20 protein-coding genes are annotated in these 15513 nt (G+C 68.3%); 6 read left to right on the forward strand and 14 right to left on the reverse strand.

Features of this window, described 5'->3' with window-relative positions; all coding sequences use genetic code 11:
• Both LPA46_RS00115 and LPA46_RS00120 read right to left on the reverse strand, forming a co-directional pair.
• A complete protein-coding gene (locus tag LPA46_RS00115; protein ID WP_442908180.1) occupies window positions 1-993 on the reverse strand; it encodes an AAA family ATPase in 993 nt (330 codons plus the stop codon).
• Window positions 994-1084: 91 nt separating this feature from the next.
• Complete coding sequence (locus LPA46_RS00120; protein ID WP_230890869.1) at window positions 1085-1294, reverse strand: DUF7573 domain-containing protein; 210 nt, start codon at window positions 1292-1294, stop codon at window positions 1085-1087.
• A gap of 72 nt (window positions 1295-1366) precedes the next feature.
• Here LPA46_RS00120 and LPA46_RS00125 point away from each other — a divergent pair, with 72 nt between their 5' ends.
• Window positions 1367-1573: a hypothetical protein gene (locus tag LPA46_RS00125; RefSeq protein WP_230890870.1), complete on the forward strand. Its 207-nt coding sequence runs from the start codon at window positions 1367-1369 to the stop codon at window positions 1571-1573.
• Here the strand turns inward: LPA46_RS00125 and LPA46_RS00130 are convergent, their stop codons facing one another.
• From LPA46_RS00130 to engB, 4 genes are all read right to left on the reverse strand, one after another.
• Window positions 1574-2548: a 5,10-methylenetetrahydromethanopterin reductase gene (locus LPA46_RS00130; protein ID WP_230890871.1), complete on the reverse strand. Its 975-nt coding sequence runs from the start codon at window positions 2546-2548 to the stop codon at window positions 1574-1576.
• The gene (locus LPA46_RS00135; protein WP_230890872.1) at window positions 2535-3296 is read right to left on the reverse strand and encodes a coenzyme F420-0:L-glutamate ligase; all 762 of its coding nucleotides are present in this window, start codon (window positions 3294-3296) and stop codon (window positions 2535-2537) included. The genes LPA46_RS00130 and LPA46_RS00135 overlap by 14 nt, the downstream gene beginning before the upstream one ends.
• A gap of 57 nt (window positions 3297-3353) precedes the next feature.
• Window positions 3354-3854, reverse strand: coding sequence for a metallophosphoesterase family protein (locus LPA46_RS00140; protein WP_230890873.1), 501 nt, complete (start codon window positions 3852-3854; stop codon window positions 3354-3356).
• 456 nt (window positions 3855-4310) lie between these two features.
• Entirely contained in the window at window positions 4311-4928 is a 618-nt protein-coding gene (gene engB / locus LPA46_RS00145) for a GTP-binding protein EngB (protein WP_230890608.1), read from the reverse strand.
• A gap of 112 nt (window positions 4929-5040) precedes the next feature.
• On the opposite strand from engB, the gene LPA46_RS00150 reads away from it, so the two are divergent.
• Together LPA46_RS00150 and LPA46_RS00155 are read left to right on the forward strand one after the other, a co-directional pair.
• A complete protein-coding gene (locus LPA46_RS00150; protein WP_230890874.1) occupies window positions 5041-5793 on the forward strand; it encodes an SIMPL domain-containing protein in 753 nt (250 codons plus the stop codon).
• Between the two features lie 47 nt (window positions 5794-5840).
• On the forward strand, window positions 5841-7136 hold the full coding sequence (locus LPA46_RS00155) for a TIGR00341 family protein (RefSeq protein WP_230890875.1): 1296 nt from the start codon (window positions 5841-5843) through the stop codon (window positions 7134-7136).
• On the opposite strand, the gene LPA46_RS00160 is transcribed toward LPA46_RS00155, so the two are convergent.
• Entirely contained in the window at window positions 7137-8123 is a 987-nt protein-coding gene (locus LPA46_RS00160) for an NOG1 family protein (protein ID WP_230890876.1), read from the reverse strand.
• A 92-nt stretch (window positions 8124-8215) separates the two neighbouring features.
• Here LPA46_RS00160 and LPA46_RS00165 point away from each other — a divergent pair, with 92 nt between their 5' ends.
• Entirely contained in the window at window positions 8216-8572 is a 357-nt protein-coding gene (locus tag LPA46_RS00165; protein WP_230890877.1) for a DUF5518 domain-containing protein, read from the forward strand.
• Here the strand turns inward: LPA46_RS00165 and LPA46_RS00170 are convergent.
• The 5 genes from LPA46_RS00170 to LPA46_RS00190 are packed head-to-tail and all read right to left on the reverse strand — an operon-like array spanning window position 8569 to window position 10918.
• The gene (locus LPA46_RS00170) at window positions 8569-9318 is read right to left on the reverse strand and encodes an alpha/beta fold hydrolase (RefSeq protein ID WP_230890878.1); all 750 of its coding nucleotides are present in this window, start codon (window positions 9316-9318) and stop codon (window positions 8569-8571) included. The genes LPA46_RS00165 and LPA46_RS00170 overlap by 4 nt on opposite strands.
• Before the next feature lie 43 nt (window positions 9319-9361).
• On the reverse strand, window positions 9362-9646 hold the full coding sequence (locus LPA46_RS00175) for a phosphoribosyl-ATP diphosphatase (RefSeq protein ID WP_230890879.1): 285 nt from the start codon (window positions 9644-9646) through the stop codon (window positions 9362-9364).
• The gene (locus tag LPA46_RS00180) at window positions 9643-10089 is read right to left on the reverse strand and encodes a bifunctional nuclease family protein (protein WP_230890601.1); all 447 of its coding nucleotides are present in this window, start codon (window positions 10087-10089) and stop codon (window positions 9643-9645) included. Before LPA46_RS00180 ends, LPA46_RS00175 begins: the two co-directional genes overlap by 4 nt.
• Window positions 10090-10111: 22 nt before the next feature.
• Window positions 10112-10711 (reverse strand): pyridoxal 5'-phosphate synthase glutaminase subunit PdxT, encoded by a 600-nt coding sequence (gene pdxT / locus LPA46_RS00185; protein ID WP_230890880.1) that lies wholly within the window; start codon window positions 10709-10711, stop codon window positions 10112-10114.
• Window positions 10712-10756: 45 nt separating this feature from the next.
• Window positions 10757-10918: a preprotein translocase subunit Sec61beta gene (locus LPA46_RS00190; protein ID WP_058980779.1), complete on the reverse strand. Its 162-nt coding sequence runs from the start codon at window positions 10916-10918 to the stop codon at window positions 10757-10759.
• Window positions 10919-11107: 189 nt separating this feature from the next.
• Between LPA46_RS00190 and trxA the strand changes: the two genes are divergently transcribed.
• Window positions 11108-11377 (forward strand): thioredoxin, encoded by a 270-nt coding sequence (gene trxA, locus LPA46_RS00195; RefSeq protein WP_059055243.1) that lies wholly within the window; start codon window positions 11108-11110, stop codon window positions 11375-11377.
• A 112-nt stretch (window positions 11378-11489) separates the two neighbouring features.
• On the forward strand, window positions 11490-13352 hold the full coding sequence (locus LPA46_RS00200; RefSeq protein WP_442908182.1) for an SLC13 family permease: 1863 nt from the start codon (window positions 11490-11492) through the stop codon (window positions 13350-13352).
• A 12-nt stretch (window positions 13353-13364) separates the two neighbouring features.
• Here LPA46_RS00200 and LPA46_RS00205 read toward each other — a convergent pair whose 3' ends face one another.
• The gene (locus LPA46_RS00205; protein ID WP_230890881.1) at window positions 13365-14546 is read right to left on the reverse strand and encodes an inorganic phosphate transporter; all 1182 of its coding nucleotides are present in this window, start codon (window positions 14544-14546) and stop codon (window positions 13365-13367) included.
• A 37-nt stretch (window positions 14547-14583) separates the two neighbouring features.
• Window positions 14584-15441, reverse strand: a complete 858-nt coding sequence (locus LPA46_RS00210; protein WP_230890882.1) for a hypothetical protein — start codon at window positions 15439-15441, stop codon at window positions 14584-14586.
• Window positions 15442-15513 lie beyond the last annotated feature (72 nt).

Raw genomic sequence — 15513 nt, forward strand, 5'->3', positions numbered from 1 at the left:
CTACTCCACGGCGACCCGCTGGAGCGCTCGCTGCACGAGCGTGCGCGCCGGCTCCCCGCCGAGCGTCCCGCCGGCCTCCGCGCGGATGCGGTGCGCGAGTACTGGCTCGGCTTCCGCCTGCACGTCGTCGGGCACCACGTAGTCGCGGCCGTCGAGGACCGCGCGGCCCTGCGACGCCCGCAGGAGCGAAATCGAGCCACGGGGACTGACGCCGAGCGCGGCGTGGTCGCGGGTGTACCGCGCCAACTCCGTGACGTACTCCTTGACGGGACGGGCGACCTCCACGCCCGCGGTCGCGGCGCGAGCGCGCCGGAGGTCCTCGACAGACGCTACGGCCTCGATGTCGTCGATTGGGTGGCCGCCGACCGCGCGGTCGAGCACGTCGATTTCCTGCTCGCGGCCCGGGTAGCCGAGTCGGAGCTTCTTCATGAAGCGGTCCAGTTCCGCGACCGGGAGTTCGTACGCGCGGTCGCGCTCGATGGCGTTCTGGGTCGCAACCACCACGAACGGGTCCGGGAGTGCGCGCGTCTCGCCGTCCGCAGTCACCTGCGCCTCCTCCATCGCCTCCAGCAGCGACGACTGGGTCTTCGGCGGCGCGCGATTGATTTCGTCCGCCAGCAGCACGTTCGCGAACACCGGCCCGGGCTGGAACTCGAACTCGCGGGTCTTCTCGTTGAACACGTTCACGCCCGTGACGTCCGTCGGCAGCAGGTCGGGCGTGAATTGGACGCGCCGGAAGTCGCCGTCGAACGAGCGCGCGACCGACCGCGCGAGCATCGTCTTCCCGACGCCCGGGACGTCTTCGAGGAGGACGTGGCCGCCGCCGAGGACGGCCGTCAGGACGTGCTCGATGGTGTCGTGCTGGTCCACGACGACGGTCTCGATGTTCTCGACGACGCGGCCCGCGAGGTCGCCGGCGTCCGGTATCGACATCGCGGTTGTCGCGCCGCCCCGCGAATCGGCGACGGTGTGTGTATCGTGTGCGTCTGTCATGGTGTGCGAGCGCCGGGCGGCCGTCGTCAGTTGTCGAACGGTAGGAGAGCAGTCACTTGTATGTTTCTCGGTCACACACGACAGTGCCGGTTCACGACCAGCGCTTGCAGGCCGCACACACGCGCTCGCCGTCGTCCAGCCAACGGCGGCCCGCGGCCTCACCGCAGGCCTCGCAGACCGATGCGTCGCTCCAGGAACTCGTCACGGGCGCGGCGTCGGTTGCATTAGCACTGTCGGATTCCTCGTGCTCGTGCTCGGTCTCCTCGGGCGCGAACGCGTCGAGCGTGGCATCGTCGGACACACCCCCAGATTCGGCGGCGACCGACATAACCGTCCCGGAGCATCTAAGGCACCGGCTCACACACGGCCGCACATGGTCTGGTTCATCGACAACGCCGTCTCGCTCGCCGAGAACATCGTCACCGCCGCCAGCACGGACCCGATTTCGGCCGCGCTCGTCCTCGCCGGCGGTGCCCTCGTCACGCTCGCCGCCGGCGGCTTCGGCGCGCTCACCCTCGGCGCGCTCGCCGAATCGCTCGTTCCCGACACTGCCACGCAGCGCCAGCGCCGCACCCAGTAGTTACACGCCCGCAGCGTCGAACGCGTCCGCGAGCAACGACACCGCTTTCTCCCGATTCGGCCCGAGCGGCGACGCCGCTACCACGCTGTCGACGTGCTCGCCGACTGCAGCCAACTGCTCGGCGACGTCCTCGGGGTCGCCCGCGATGCAGAACGCTGCCAGCATCCGCTCGGACACCTTCTCGAACGCCGCCGAGAACTCGCCGGCTTCGAGGGCGTCGCCGATGTCGCTCGCGCGCTCGGCCTCGATGCCGTGGCGCTCCAGCACGGGCGGTGCTGCGCCCGCTGCGATGAAGGCGACCGGCGGCCGCGCGGCCTCCAGCGCAGCGTCGGCGTCCTCCGCGATGGATACCGACGCGAACGCCGCGACGTCCGGGTTCCCCGACACTACGCGGTCGGCTTCGCCCTCCGCGACGCGATCGGCCGACCACGCGAGGTCCTTCTCGTGGCTCGCGTTCACCAGCACGCCGTCCGCGTGCTTGCCCGCCATCCGGAGCATGTGCGGGCCCTGCGCGCCCACGTACACCGGGACCTCGCCGACATCGTAATTCAGGCCCGCGTCCCGCGCGACGAAGGTCCCGTCGTGGTCGACGCGCTCGCCCGCCCACAGGTCCTGCGAGACTTTCATCGCCTCCAGCACCCGGCGGAGCGGCCGGTCGCGCTCCACGCCGAGATTACGGAGCGTCGACGCGTCCCCTGCGCCTAGCCCCAGAATTGCTCGCCCGTCGCTGACCTCGTCGACGGTCGCGACCTGCGACGCGAGTTTCACAGGGTGCGTGTCGTAGGGGTTCGCCACTCCCGGGCCGAGTTGCACGCTCTCGGTGCTGGCGGCGATGCGGTCGAGCGCGACGAACGGGTCGCGGTTGTTGTAGTGACACGACGCGAACACCGCGTCGAATCCGGCCGCCTCCGCCTGCGAGGCGAGGTCGGCGACCTCGCTGACGGGAATCTCGGGGGTCAGCTCAATCCCGCGCATACTCCCACCCCCGGAGCGCCTGCCGCACGAAATCACCGTCGACCTCGCGGTACAACTCCTCGCTGCCGTCGTGGTCGCCGAAATCGAACTCCCGCACGACAACGACGGGCGTGCCGCCGTCGCCCTCCCCGGAGACGAGGTTCGCGGTCGCCGCGAGTTCGTCTACCACGCTCTCGACGGTGACTTCGAGTTCGTGGCCGTCGCGGTCGGTCTCCCCGCGCCAGTCCCGGGATGCGGGTATCCCCGCCCAGCCGAGCGCGACGCCGCGCTGGCCGTGCCGGAACGGCCGCCCGGACGTGTCGGTCACGACCACCGCGACGTCCGCATCCAGCCCGTCGCGGATGCGTTCGGCGCTCTCCGTCGGCTGTTCGGGGAGCAGCAGTAAGTCGGCGCCGCCCGTGTTCGACCGGTCGATGCCGGCGTTCACGCCGACGTGGCCGAACGTCGTCTCCGTCAACAGGAACGGCGCTTCCATCAGCAGGTCCACGGACTCCTCGAGGACGGCCTGCGCGAACCGCGGGTCCTTCTGCTCGCCCGTAATCTCGCTCAGGCGGTCGGCGATTTCGCGGGCGCGCGGCCCCGCCGGGTAGTCCGACAGCGACGCCGTCCGGCCTTCGGCCTTCGAGACGACCGTGCTGGCGACGCAGACGACGTCGCCGTCCTGCAGGTCGGTGCGCTCGGCGACGAGGTCGGCGAGGCTGTCGCCCGAACGCACCTCCGGGAACTCCGGCACCGCGAACGCGTGCATACTCGGCCTTCGACGCCCCTCATAAAAGCCCCGGCGGTACCGGACACGACGGCCACTCTACGCTCGCACCACGGAGACGTCGACGTCGCTGCCATCTACGTCCACGGTCAGCATCGTCGCCTCCTCGGCCGGCTCGACGCCGGTCGCGCTCCCCGGGTTCAGGAGGCGGACGCCGTCGACGGTCTCGTCGGTGACCTCGTGCGTGTGCCCGGAGATACCGATAGCGTCCTCGTCGTCGCGCTCTTCGCGAACGGTTTTCAGGACGCGGTCCTCGTAGCCGGACAGCGGGCCGCTGCCGTGCACGACGACGAACTGCCGGTCTTCGACCCACAGCGTCTCCACTGCGGGCAGCCCCAGCGAGACGGGGTCCATGTTCCCGCGGACGGCTACGAGGTCGCCGTTCGCCAGCGATTCGACAGTTTCGTAGGCGGCTTCGCTGTCGAAGTCGCCGGCGTGGACGACGACGTCCGCGTCCTCCAGTTCCTGTTCGACGAACCCCGGAATCTCGGGTTCGCGGGACGGCACGTGCGTGTCGCTGACGACTGCGAGACGGCGCATAGCCCGTGCTTCGACGGCCAGCAAGAAATACGTTGAAGCCGCTGGACGGGAGTGAAAGGCTCTTCTCCCGGGAGCCCATACCGTACTCCCGGGCGACGGTGACGAGGAGTTACCCCCTCCGAGCCCCTTGTGACGAGGCCTTTCTCCCGAGTCGCCCGTCTCAGAACGCACTAGTGACGGCTGTGGCTTGCAGACGGCGTTCGAGTCCGCGAGCCGGTCCGCCGCCGTTCCGCGTCCGCCGGCCCGCGGCGACTGTCAGGTCACGAGCCGGGTTGGTTCCACTCTCCTACTTGAACCCACGTAACCGACGAGCAAGCATCCGCGAGTGAGCGGTTCGAAGAACCCGAGCGAAGCGGTTCACTCCACGAGTAAGCGTAGCGAAGTGAAGGAGGAGGCTTTTAGCGTAGCTTTTGCCGGGGAGCGGCGCTTCGCGCCGCGACCGCAGCAAAAGGTACCTTAGAAGAACTTCTTCAGGTCGTCGCGCTTCTCGGCTTCGAGGTGCGTACGGACGGCGTCGTCGAAGGCGTCGGTGCGGCCGTGTTTGGCGGCGATGGGGGCGATGGTGTCCTGCCACTGCTTCCACGGGGGGTGGAGGCCGAGGCGGTCGGCGATGTCGTCGAGGCGTTCGTCGCGGTCGTCGACTTTGTCCATCTTGTTGACGGCGACGACCGGCTGGATGTCGAGGTCCTGGAGGAGGTAGAACAGTTCGACGACGTGCGGGATTTCCTCCTCGCTGGTGTGGCGGTCGATGATGTCGACGGCGGCTTTGCCGTCGAGGACGAGCACACCGACCATGATGTGCTCGGCGTTGTCCTCCAGGTAGCGGACGACGTCGGTCTTGATGCGTTCGCGGACGTCGTCCTCGACGCCGGACATGAAGCCGAAGCCGGGGAGGTCGGTGACGACGAAGTCGTCGCTGGTCCAGTCGTAGTGGTTGGGTTTCCGGGTGACGCCGGGTTTCTGGCCGGTCGCCACGCTGTGGCCGGTAATCTCCCGCATGAGCGTGGACTTACCGACGTTCGACCGGCCGACGAGGACGACCTCGTCGCTTCGGTCGGGGCGGGTGTCGAACATACCGTTCGTAGCCGGTCGGCGGGGTTAAGTCCCGCGTCCGCCGGCGCACGCTCAAACGCGGGTTTCACTCTGAGCGAGGTTGAAGGGGTCGCCCGTCGTAGCGTGGTGTGTGATGCGACAGCAAACACTCCTGCTCGCGGTCCTCGGTACCGCCCTGCTGGTGACCGCTGGGGTCGCCGGCGCCCTCACTCTCGGGAGCGGGTCGGCGACAGCCGGCCAGGCAGCCCCCGACGGACAGTCGATTACGGTCTCCGCGGACGGCACCGTGGAGGCGTCGCCCGACCAGGCGGTCGTCCGGGTCGCGGTGACGGCCACCGGGAACGACTCGTCGGCGGTCCGCGATGAGATTGCCGCGCGCGCCGGGGAGATGCAGTCGGCGCTGGAGTCGTACGGCATCCCTTCCGAGAACATCCGTACGGCGCACTTCGACATCCGACAGGAGCGCGAGCGGACCGGTGACGGCATTGAGCGCGGCCAGTACGTCGGCACGCACGCGTTCGAAATCACCGTCGAGGACACCGATTCGGCCGGCGAGGTCGTCGACACCGCCGTGAACAACGGCGCCGACCGCGTCGACGGCGTCTCGTTCACGCTCTCCGACGAGAAGCGCGAGTCCCTCTACCAGGACGCGCTGACGAACGCGATGGGCAACGCGGAGACGCGCGCCGCCACGCTCGCCGACGCCGGCGGGCTCTCGGTGACCGACACCCACACCATCGTCTCGACGAACACGAACTACCGCGCGTACCAGGTCGAGACGGCCGCGCTCTCGGGTGGTGCCGCGGCGTCCGGGACGTCCGTGGAGTCCGGCCCGGTCACCGTCACTGCAGACGTCCGCGTGACGTACAACGCGACCGTCGCCTGAGCGTCGTCCCCTGAACGCTTTTCTTCTGCCCCCGTGAACGCGCAGTCGTGCGACTCGTTCAGGCGACCGTTCCGACGGGCAAACGCGAGGCCGTCCTCGACGCGCTCGACGACGAGGGTATCGACTACGTGGTCAGCGACGAGACCAGCGGCCGCGACTACAACGCCGTCGTCCACTTCCCGATACCCACCGAGGGCGTTGAGGACGCGCTGGAGGCGCTCCGCTCGGCGGGGCTCTCCGAGGACTCCTACACCGTCGTCCTGAGCGCGGAGACGGTCGTCTCCCGGCACTTCGACGACCTCGAAGAGCGCTACACCGAGAAGGAGGAGAACGGCGACAAAATCGCCCGCGAGGAACTCGTCGCGCGCGCCAAGGACCTCGCGCCCTCTCGGCGTACGTACGTCGTGATGACGCTCGTCAGCACCATCATCGCGACCGCGGGGCTGCTGTTGGACTCGCCGGCGACGGTCGTCGGCTCCATGGTCATCGCGCCGCTGCTCGGCCCCGCAATGTCCGCGAGCGTCGGCACCGTCGTCGACGACGAGGACCTGTTCCGGCGCGGCGTCTACCTCCAGATGGTCGGCGTCGTGCTCGCCGTCGTCGGCGCGGCGGCGTTCGCGTTCTTCGTGAAGTTCACGAACGTCGTCCCGCCGGGGTTGGACGTGTTGACGCTGTCGGAGGTCAGCGAACGCCTCCGTCCGGACTTCCTCTCGCTGGTGGTCGCGCTCGGCGCCGGCGTCGCGGGCGTGTTCAGTCTGATGACCGGCGTCTCCTCGGCGCTGGTCGGCGTCGCCATCGCCGTCGCGTTGATTCCGCCGGCGGCCAGCGTCGGCATCGGCATCGCGTGGGGCGTCCCGACGCTCGCCGTCGGGTCCGGCGTGCTCGTCATGGTGAACGTCCTCTCCATCAACCTCGCCGCGCTCGTCGTGCTGTGGTACTCGGGCTACCGCCCCCAGCGCTTCTTCGAAATCGGGCAGGCGCGCTCGGCGCTGCTGAAGCGTGGCGCCGCGCTCGCCGTCGCCATCGTCGTGCTGTCGGCGTTCCTCGGCGGCGTCACGTACACGTCCTACCAGTCCGCCACCGAGGAACAGGCCATCAACGACGCCCTCAGTGACGTCCTCTCGCAGCCCCAGTACGAGGACGCCGCGCTGCTGGACACACGCTACGAGTACGAACAGGGGTTGATTCAGCGCGAGTCACAGCTCGTCGTCGTCACCGTCGGCGTCCCGCCCGGCGCTGACTACCCCGAGCTCTACGACCGACTGAACGAACGCGTCGCCGCGACCACGGACCACGACGTCGAACTAGAAGTCAGGTACGTCTACCGCCAGCGGCCCGGCTGACTACTCCTCGTGGGGGAGCGTCGGCTCGTGGCCGACGGCCTCGACCGCTGCGTCCAGCGTCTCCTGGACGCCCTCGCCGTTCTCGACGCTCATGTAGCAGTCCGCAGCCACGTCCTCGGAGAGGTCCGCCTTGTTGCAGACCGTCACGAGCGGCACGTCGCCGAACTGGTCGGCGACTTCCGCGCGAAGCGCGCGCTGGTCCTTGAGCATGTACCCGCACGTCTCGCTGGCGTCGAGGAAGAACAGGATGACGTCGCCGGCGTGCGCGAGCGCGGAGACAGCCTGGTTCTCGATTTCGTTGCGCTCGTCGACCGGCCGGTCGAGCAGGCCAGGCGTGTCCACGATTTGCCAGCGCACGCGCTCGACGTCGAGGTGGCCGACCTCGATGCCCTTCGTCGTGAACGGGTACTCGGCGGTCTCGATGTTCGACGTCGAGACCTCGTTGACGAACGACGACTTGCCGACGTTCGGGTAGCCCGCGACCACGATGGTCGGGTCGTCGGGGTCGATTTCGGGGAGGCCCTTCAGGGCGTCGCGGGCGCGGCCCACGGCGTCGAGGTCCTCCTCGATTTGGTCCATCACGGAGCCCATGCGCGCGAACCCCTGCTTGCGGACCTTCCGCATCGAGTCCGTGTCGCCCCGGGGGAGCTTCCCGATGTACTCCCGGCCGAGGTCGTGGGTCTTGTTCGCCGCCCACGAAATCTCGGAGAGGTGCTGGCGGAGCGCGTCTATCCCGCGGTCGTCGTCGAACTCCCGTCGGAGCACGGCGTCCGCGAGTTCGTAGTAGAACGGGTCGACGGTGTCGAAGTCCGGCCACGCCGTCACGACGTTGTGGAGGTTGTCACCGAGGATGTTCGACGACGTCTGCAGCATCGACTCCTGGGCCTCGTAGCCGCCCTTCGCGCGGCCCGCCCGGGCTGCCCGCGAGAACGCCTTGTCGAGGAGCTCCTCCGACGTCGGCGTCGTCGGCAGGTTCTCGAAAATCATACAGCGAAGTAGGCCTGCGAGACGTAAAAGCACACGTATCGGCACCGACGCGGCCCGCGAGGCTTTTCGGCGTCGCCCGCCGCTCCCCCGGTATGGTCAACTGGCGTGCGGTCCTCACTGGCTTCGCCGTGGAGTTCGTGCTCGGCGTGTTCGCGTTCGCGCTCCCGGGCATCGGTCACGCGGCCGCCGGCCTCGTCGGCGGCTTCGTCGCGGGCTGGATGGCCGACGACGGCGTCTGGGGCGGCGCCGTTCACGGTTTCCTCGCGGGCGCGCTCGGCGGCCTCCTCGTCGCCGTGCTAGTCCTCGTGCTCGGCGTCGTCTTCTCCGCGACTGGCCTCCTGCCCGCCGGACTGCTCGGACTCGGTATCGGCGCGATAGCGCTCGTCTTCTTCGGCCTGCTCGCCATCGACAGCGCCATCGCGGGCGCCATCGGCGGCTTCCTCGCCTAGTCCCGTGCGAACTCGCGGACCGCGTCGGCGAGCTGTTCGGGCGCGGTGTTGATGCCGAGGTGCCCGACACCCGCTAACTCCGCGCGCTCCGTCTCCGCGAGCGCGCCGTCCAGCGTCTCCACCGCCTCGCGGAGGTGCTCGGGACCCTGCTCGCCGAGCACGAGCAGCGTCGGCACGCCCGTCTCCGGGTCCTCGAGGTCGTAGTCCTCCACGACCTCGATTTCGCGCGCGACCGTCTCCACGATGCCCGCGGCCTGCTCGACGGCCGGCTGCGGGAGCAGGTCGGCCGCGCCGACTGCGTCGAGGAACACTTCGACGGCGCCGACGCGGTCGCCGTCCGCGAGGCGCGCGCGAATCCGCTCGCCGAGGTCGCCGCCGTGTGGCTCGCCCACCAGAATCGAGGGCTCGTACAGCACTAGCCGGTCGATATCCATCTCGTTGGCGGCTTCGAGCGCGACCAGCCCGCCGAAGGAGTGCCCGAGCACGACCGGCTCGCCATCAACCGCTTCGACGACCGCTCGGAGGTCCTCGACTTCGCGCTCGAAACTGTACTCGTCGCCGTCACCGCTCACCCCCCTGCCACGCCGGTCGTAGGTCACGACCTCGAAGTCGTCGGCGAGGTGGGGCACGAGGTCGCGGAAACTCTCCTTGCGCGCGCTGGTCCCGTGGACGAGCACGAGTGGCTGGCCGTCGCCGCGCGTCTCGTACCCGACTTCGGTGCCGTCCGCAGAAGTGATAGAATGCACGTGCCGGGCTTTCACCCCCGGCTACTTGAGCGACACTGGTCGGCTACCGCCGCGCTTCCAGTTCGTCCAGCAGGTCCTCGGCGTCCATGTCGTGCTGGGCGAGCACGACGAGCATGTGGTAGATGATGTCCGCGCCCTCGTGGGCGAGTTCGTCCTCGTCCCCGTCCTTCGCGGCGAGCAGGAACTCCGTGGCTTCCTCCCCGATCTTCTCCAGGGCGGCGTTCTCGCCCTTCTCGTGCGTGAACAGTTCGGCCGTGTAGGAGTCCTCGGGGAGCGTCTCCTTGCGGTCCTCGATGACGGCGAACAGTTCGCGGAGCACGTCGCTCACGCCGCCATCACCTCGCGGATGTCGTCGAGGTCGTCGAACTCCGCGGGGTCGCGGCGGCCGTCCTCGAAGACGGCTTCGGCGACCTCGATTGGGGCGTCGGTGCGCGCCGCCAGCGCCAGCGAGTCGCTCGGGCGCGCGTCCACGACCGCGCCGCCGCGCGGCGTGTCGACGTGGAGGTCCGCATAGTACGTCCCCTCCTCGACATCCGACACCGCGACGTGGTCGATGCGGCCGCCGAGCTCCTCGACGAGGTCGAGCGTGAGGTCGTGGGTCAGCGGCCGTCCGATGTCGGTGGCGTCCAGCCCGCGCGCGATGCTGGTGGCCTCCTCGAAGCCGACGAAGATGGGGAGCACGTCGTCCTCGCCGTCGACGCCGACGAGTACGACCGGCAGCGGACCGTCAGGCGTCCCCGCCACGCGGACGCCGTCGATGTGAGCGTTCATGGTCACGTTTTCGCGAGGACGGTCAAAAACTTGCCTCCTCGTTCTGGAAGAATGCGAGGTCGTGCATGCGGGAGTCGTTCGTGAGTTCGGGGTGGAACGACGTGCCGACGACCGGGCCGTCACGAATCGCGACCGGGTTCCCCTCCCAGTCCGCGAGCACGTCCACGTCCTCACCCACTTCGGCGACCAGCGGCGCGCGGATGAACACCGCGGGGAACGGCTCGTCGAGCCCGTCGACGTCGAGCGGCGCCTCGAAGGAGTCCTTCTGCCGGCCGAACGCGTTCCGGTCGACGGTCGCGTCCACGAGGTCCAGCGTCTGCACGCGGTCGTCGTTGGCGTCGTTCGAGGAGACGATGAGGCCCGCGCACGTCGCCAGCATCGGCTTCCCGGCGTCGACGTGCGCCTTCACTTCCTCGTCGATGCCCTCCCGGGCGAGCAGCCGCGAAATCGCGGTCGACTCCCCGCCCGGCAACAACAGGATGTCACAGTCGGGCACGAGCCCGGAACGCCGAATCTCGGTGACCTCGGCGTCCAGCCCGTGCTCGGCGGCGGCCCGACGGATGGCCTCGGCGTGCTCGGAGACGTCCCCCTGCACGGCGACGACGCCGGCGCTAACAGTCATGTGCTCGCTTACGAACCGCCACGGAAAAAGCCTCTCGGGGTCGGGCTACGCGAAGAACTGCAGTAGTAGTACGGCGATGCCGAAGAACGCGCCCGTCGCCACCACGGAGCGCGGGTCGATGCGGATGGCGTTCGGGTCCTCGGAGTCGAAGTAACGGACCAGCCCTGCGCTGGACATCAGCCCGCCGGAGTTCTCACCACTGCTCATGTATCCGATTCGGAACCGAGCCCGCGTAAACCTTTCGTGTCCACGCGGTCGCGCCCGCTGCAACCCCGCGAGCCGTCCCGTACCGCCGCTCTCGATGCGGTGGCCCCCCGTTCGTGGGCGCGACGAAGCGGCGAAGGTGGTCCCGTGAGAAACCCTTATGCGGGGCGCGGGGCAAGGGCAAATAGACCGATGACTGTCACCATCAAGGACTTCTACGCCGACTGGTGTGGCCCCTGCAAGACGCAGGACCCCATCCTCGAGGACCTCGAGGAGGACTACGGCGACCGCGTCACCTTCGAGAAAATCGACGTCGACGAGAACGAGGACGTCGCCAACGAGTACCAGGTTCGCTCGATTCCGACCGTCGTTATCGAGGACGACGACGGCGTCGTCGAACGCTTCGTCGGCGTCACGCAGCGCGACCAGCTCGAGGACGCGCTCGAAGAAGCCGGCGCCTAAGCGCGCCACCGTTCTGACGCGGCCCGTCGCCGCGTCGCTCCCTCCCCGTTGTTTTCGCCTCGCCAGCACAGCGACCGTCAGGCTGTTGTAACCCACCGACGACAGTCCTCCCATGTTCGCGTCTCTGCCGCTCGCCGTGCTCGGGGACCTCCCCCCCGTGACGCCCGAGATGGCAGTCGTCTTCGTGCTCGTCGCGGTCACGCTGGTGTTGTTCGTGACGGAGGCGCTGCCGCTGGACGTCACGGCGATTCTCGTGATGGTGACGCTGATGGTCCTGCAGGATTGGACGAACATCTCCGTCACCGAGGGCCTGTCTGGGTTCTCGAACCCGGCGACCATCACCGTCCTGGCGATGCTCATCCTGAGCAACGGCATCTCCCGGTCCGGCGTCGTCCAGATTATCGGCCGGTGGATGTCGGCGTTCGCGGGCACGAACAAACACCGCCAGCTCGCGTCGACGATTCTCGCGACCGGCCCCGCGTCCGGGTTCATCAACAACACGCCCGTGGTCGCCATCCTCGTCCCGGTCATCAGCGACCTCGCGCACAAGGGCGGCACGTCGCCCTCCAAGCTGCTGATGCCGCTGTCGTTCGCGTCGATGCTCGGCGGGATGCTCACGCTCATCGGGACGTCGACGAACATCCTCGCGAGTCAGACCGCCGAGCGCATCGGCTCCGAGCGCGGCATCGACGCGCTGCACGCGTTCTCGATGTTCGAATTCACGCACCTCGGCGCAATCGTGCTCGTCGTCGGCTCCGCGTACCTGATGACGATTGGCTACTGGTTGCTCCCCGAGCGCGTCCCCCCGGAAGAGGACTACCTCGCGGAGTACGACATGCAGGACTACCTCAGCGAGGTCGTCGTGCAGGCGTCCTCGCCGCTCGTCGGGAAGACCGTCTCGGAGGCCATCGACGAGCAGCGCTTCGACGCCGACGTGCTCCAGCTCGTGCGCGGCGGCGAGCGCTTCATCGAGCCCATCGGGCAGAAAGTCATCAAGCCCGGGGACGTGCTCACGATTCGGACCGACCGGCAGACGCTGGCCGCCATCGCGGACGTCGACGACCTCGCGCTGACGGGCGCGCCCGAGACTGACCCCGAGTTGGAGCCCAGCACGGAAGAAGAGCAGACGCTAGTCGAACTCGTCATCCAGTCGGGGTCGTCGCTGGTCGGCGAGACGCTGAAGTCGTCGTCGTTCCGCGGGCGCTACGACGCGAACGTGCTGGCGTACCGCTCCCGCGGGGAGACCGTCCGCCAGCGCATGGACGAACTTAAGCTCCGCGTCGGCGACACGCTGCTGATTCAGGCGCCCGAGGACAGCATCGACCGGCTCTCCCAGAGCCCGGACTTCATCCTCGCGCACGAGCCCGAGGAGCCCGACTACCGCACCGAGAAGATTCCGTACGCCGTCGCCACCATCGTCGGCGTCATCGGCGCGGCGACGCTGCTCCCCATCAACATCGTCGTGTCGGCGCTCGCGGGCGTCGTCGCGATGGTCGCCACCGGCGTGCTGCGGCCCGGCGAAATCTACGACTCCGTGGACTGGAACGTCATCTTCCTGCTGGCGGGCGTGATTCCGCTCGGCATCGCCCTCGAACAGACCGGGGGTGCGGAACTGCTCGGCGCGCTCGTCGCGGCGACCGGCGAGTTCCTCCCGGCCATCGGCGTGCTGTGGGTGTTCTACGTGTCGACGAGTCTCATCACGGGCGTCATTTCGAACAACGCCAGCGTCGTGTTGATGATTCCCGTCGCCGTCGAAGCCGCCCTGGAGGTCGGTGCAAACCCGTTCGCGTTCGTGCTCGCGGTGACGTTCGCGGCCTCGACGGCGTTCATGACGCCCGTCGGCTACCAGACGAACCTCTTCGTCTACGGGCCCGGCGGCTACAAATTCGGTGACTACGTCCGCGTCGGGATGCCGCTGCAGTTGCTGTTGTCGGTGGTCACGGTCGCGGGTATCTCGTTCTTCTGGACGCTGTGACGGTCGTCCCCGTTAGAAGCCGAAGATGGGGACGAAGCGGAACGTGAGGTAAGCGCCGATAGTCGCCAGCATCGGAACGACGTTCTGCATCAGGACGACGCGCGCGGTCGTCCCAGGGTCGAAGAGGTCCGACGCGCTCGGGATGTCCTCGGGCTCCTCCTCGCCGATTTCCGGGACCTCCTCGCCGCCGTCTTCGTCGGCGGCGAGCCCACCGACGGAGACGGGAACCTCGCCTTCTCCTCGAACTGCCTCGGGCACGGAGACCGGCCGCGTCGCGCGCCCCCAGCCGAGGCCGACGATGGACATGGTGGCGATGACGACGAAACTCGCCGGGATGCCGATGGCCGACAGGAAGATGACCAGCGTCGCGCTCACGACGGCGACGACGATGGCCGCCGTCAGCGGGAGTTCCGTGATGTCGCTGCCCATCGTTTCGAGCGTGCGGCGCGCGATGGTGAACGCGCCGATGCCGACCGCCACGCAGCCGATGATGATTGCTGGGTTCATCTCGAGGACGCCGCTGCCGACCAGCGGTGCGATGGCGTTGGCCACGTTGCTCGTCCCCGAACTGAACGCCATCAGACAGCCGATAGCGATGACCGTCGTGACACCCCACAGCTCGCGGCGGTTCGTCGTCTCCGTGGGTCGCGGCACCGGGACGACGCCCGAGCGGTCGACTTGCAGCAGGTCGCCGGCGCTGCGCTCCATCGCGATGAGGCGGTGCAATCGCGCGTAGAAGTACCGGCCGATGACCAGCGACACCCAGAAGCCGATGACGGGCGCGACCAGCCACCAGATAGCGATTTCGCCGAACACCGCCCAGTCGAGGGCGTTGCGGGCGACGCCCAGTCCCGCGATAGCGCCGACGGCCGTCATCGACGTCGACGCCGGGACGCCGAAGAAGTTCCCGACGAACAGCGCCAGCCCCACGAAGAACAGCACGCCGATGCTCGCTTCCAGCGTGAAAATCGCGGGGTTCGTGACGAGTTCGCGGCCGAGCGTGTCCACGACGCGGCGGCCGAGCGTCCACGCGCCGATGGCGAAGAACACGGTCATCAGCAGCGCCGCGACGGGCTTCGAGATGGCATCCGCGCCGACTGCGGGGCCGAACGCCGGCCCCGTCGTCGACCCGCCGACGTTGAAGCCGACGAACATCGCCACCAGGATGCCCACGAGGAGCAGGACGCTAATCACGCCGCCACCCCGCTGTCGGCGCGCGTAACGAGCGCGCTCATTTGGGCTCGTCCTCGTCGGGTTCGACGTCGTCTCGCGACTGCTTCTCCTCGTCCTCGGTGTCGTCTTCGCCCTCCTCGTCGCCGTACCGCTCTTCGACGGCTTCGACCTTCTCCTCGACCGACTCGTCGTCGGCTTCGCCGTCGGCGGTCGTCTGCTCGACGGTCTTCTCGACGGTCTCTTCGACAGTCTTCTCGACCGTCTCCTCCATCGTTTCTTCGACTGTCTCCTCGACAGTTTCTTCGACGGTTTCGCCGACCTTCTCCTCGACCGTCTCCCCTACGGTCTCTTCGACGGTCTTCTCCACGGTCTCTTCGACGGTTTCGCCGACCTTCTCTTCGACTGTGTCGCCCACCGTCTCCTCGACGGTTTTCTCGACTGTCTCGCCGACCTTCTCTTCGACCGTTTCACCGACGGTTTCCTCGACGGTCTCCTCGACGGTTTCTTCGACAGTTTTCTCGACGGTTTCGCCGACTTTCTCCTCGACCGTCTCACCGACTGTCTCCTCGACGCTGGCTTCGACGGTCTGGTCGACGGTTTCGCCGACGGACTTCTCGACGGTTTCTTCGACCGTCTCCTCGACGGTCTGCTCGACAGTTTCGCCGACTTTCTCCTCGACCGTCTCGTCGACCGTCTCGCTGACGGTTTCCTCGACGGTGTCGCTGACCGCCTCCGTCATCCAGTCGGGGTCGAAGCGCGCCATCTTCCACGCGATGTGGATGACGAACGACGCCAACACCCCGAGCCCGAACGCCAGCCCGGTCTGGGTCCCGACGATGGAGAACAGCACCACGGAGACGAAGATGAGCACGCCGTACGCGAGGTCCGTGAGGCTGTCCACGCGGTTCGGGTTCACGCGTTCACCTCCGGCCACGCGAACGCGCCGCTCCCGCTGGCTATGTGGGTGAGTTGCGAGTCACGCGACCGT

The organism is Halobacterium sp. KA-6, from assembly GCF_021029015.1.
Lineage (GTDB): Archaea > Halobacteriota > Halobacteria > Halobacteriales > Halobacteriaceae > Halobacterium.

Bases quoted from the DNA above. Each gene is read 5' to 3' on its own strand.
- LPA46_RS00115 (WP_442908180.1), bottom strand. From the start codon at position 993: ATGACAGACGCACACGATACACACACCGTCGCCGATTCGCGGGGCGGC.
- LPA46_RS00125 (WP_230890870.1), top strand. From the start codon at position 1,367: ATGGTCTGGTTCATCGACAACGCCGTCTCGCTCGCCGAGAACATCGTC.
- LPA46_RS00130 (WP_230890871.1), bottom strand. From the start codon at position 2,548: ATGCGCGGGATTGAGCTGACCCCCGAGATTCCCGTCAGCGAGGTCGCC.
- LPA46_RS00135 (WP_230890872.1), bottom strand. From the start codon at position 3,296: ATGCACGCGTTCGCGGTGCCGGAGTTCCCGGAGGTGCGTTCGGGCGAC.
- LPA46_RS00140 (WP_230890873.1), bottom strand. From the start codon at position 3,854: ATGCGCCGTCTCGCAGTCGTCAGCGACACGCACGTGCCGTCCCGCGAA.
- engB (WP_230890608.1), bottom strand. From the start codon at position 4,928: ATGTTCGACACCCGCCCCGACCGAAGCGACGAGGTCGTCCTCGTCGGC.
- LPA46_RS00150 (WP_230890874.1), top strand. From the start codon at position 5,041: ATGCGACAGCAAACACTCCTGCTCGCGGTCCTCGGTACCGCCCTGCTG.
- LPA46_RS00160 (WP_230890876.1), bottom strand. From the start codon at position 8,123: ATGATTTTCGAGAACCTGCCGACGACGCCGACGTCGGAGGAGCTCCTC.
- LPA46_RS00165 (WP_230890877.1), top strand. From the start codon at position 8,216: ATGGTCAACTGGCGTGCGGTCCTCACTGGCTTCGCCGTGGAGTTCGTG.
- LPA46_RS00180 (WP_230890601.1), bottom strand. From the start codon at position 10,089: ATGAACGCTCACATCGACGGCGTCCGCGTGGCGGGGACGCCTGACGGT.
- pdxT (WP_230890880.1), bottom strand. From the start codon at position 10,711: ATGACTGTTAGCGCCGGCGTCGTCGCCGTGCAGGGGGACGTCTCCGAG.
- LPA46_RS00190 (WP_058980779.1), bottom strand. From the start codon at position 10,918: ATGAGCAGTGGTGAGAACTCCGGCGGGCTGATGTCCAGCGCAGGGCTG.
- trxA (WP_059055243.1), top strand. From the start codon at position 11,108: ATGACTGTCACCATCAAGGACTTCTACGCCGACTGGTGTGGCCCCTGC.
- LPA46_RS00200 (WP_442908182.1), top strand. From the start codon at position 11,490: ATGTTCGCGTCTCTGCCGCTCGCCGTGCTCGGGGACCTCCCCCCCGTG.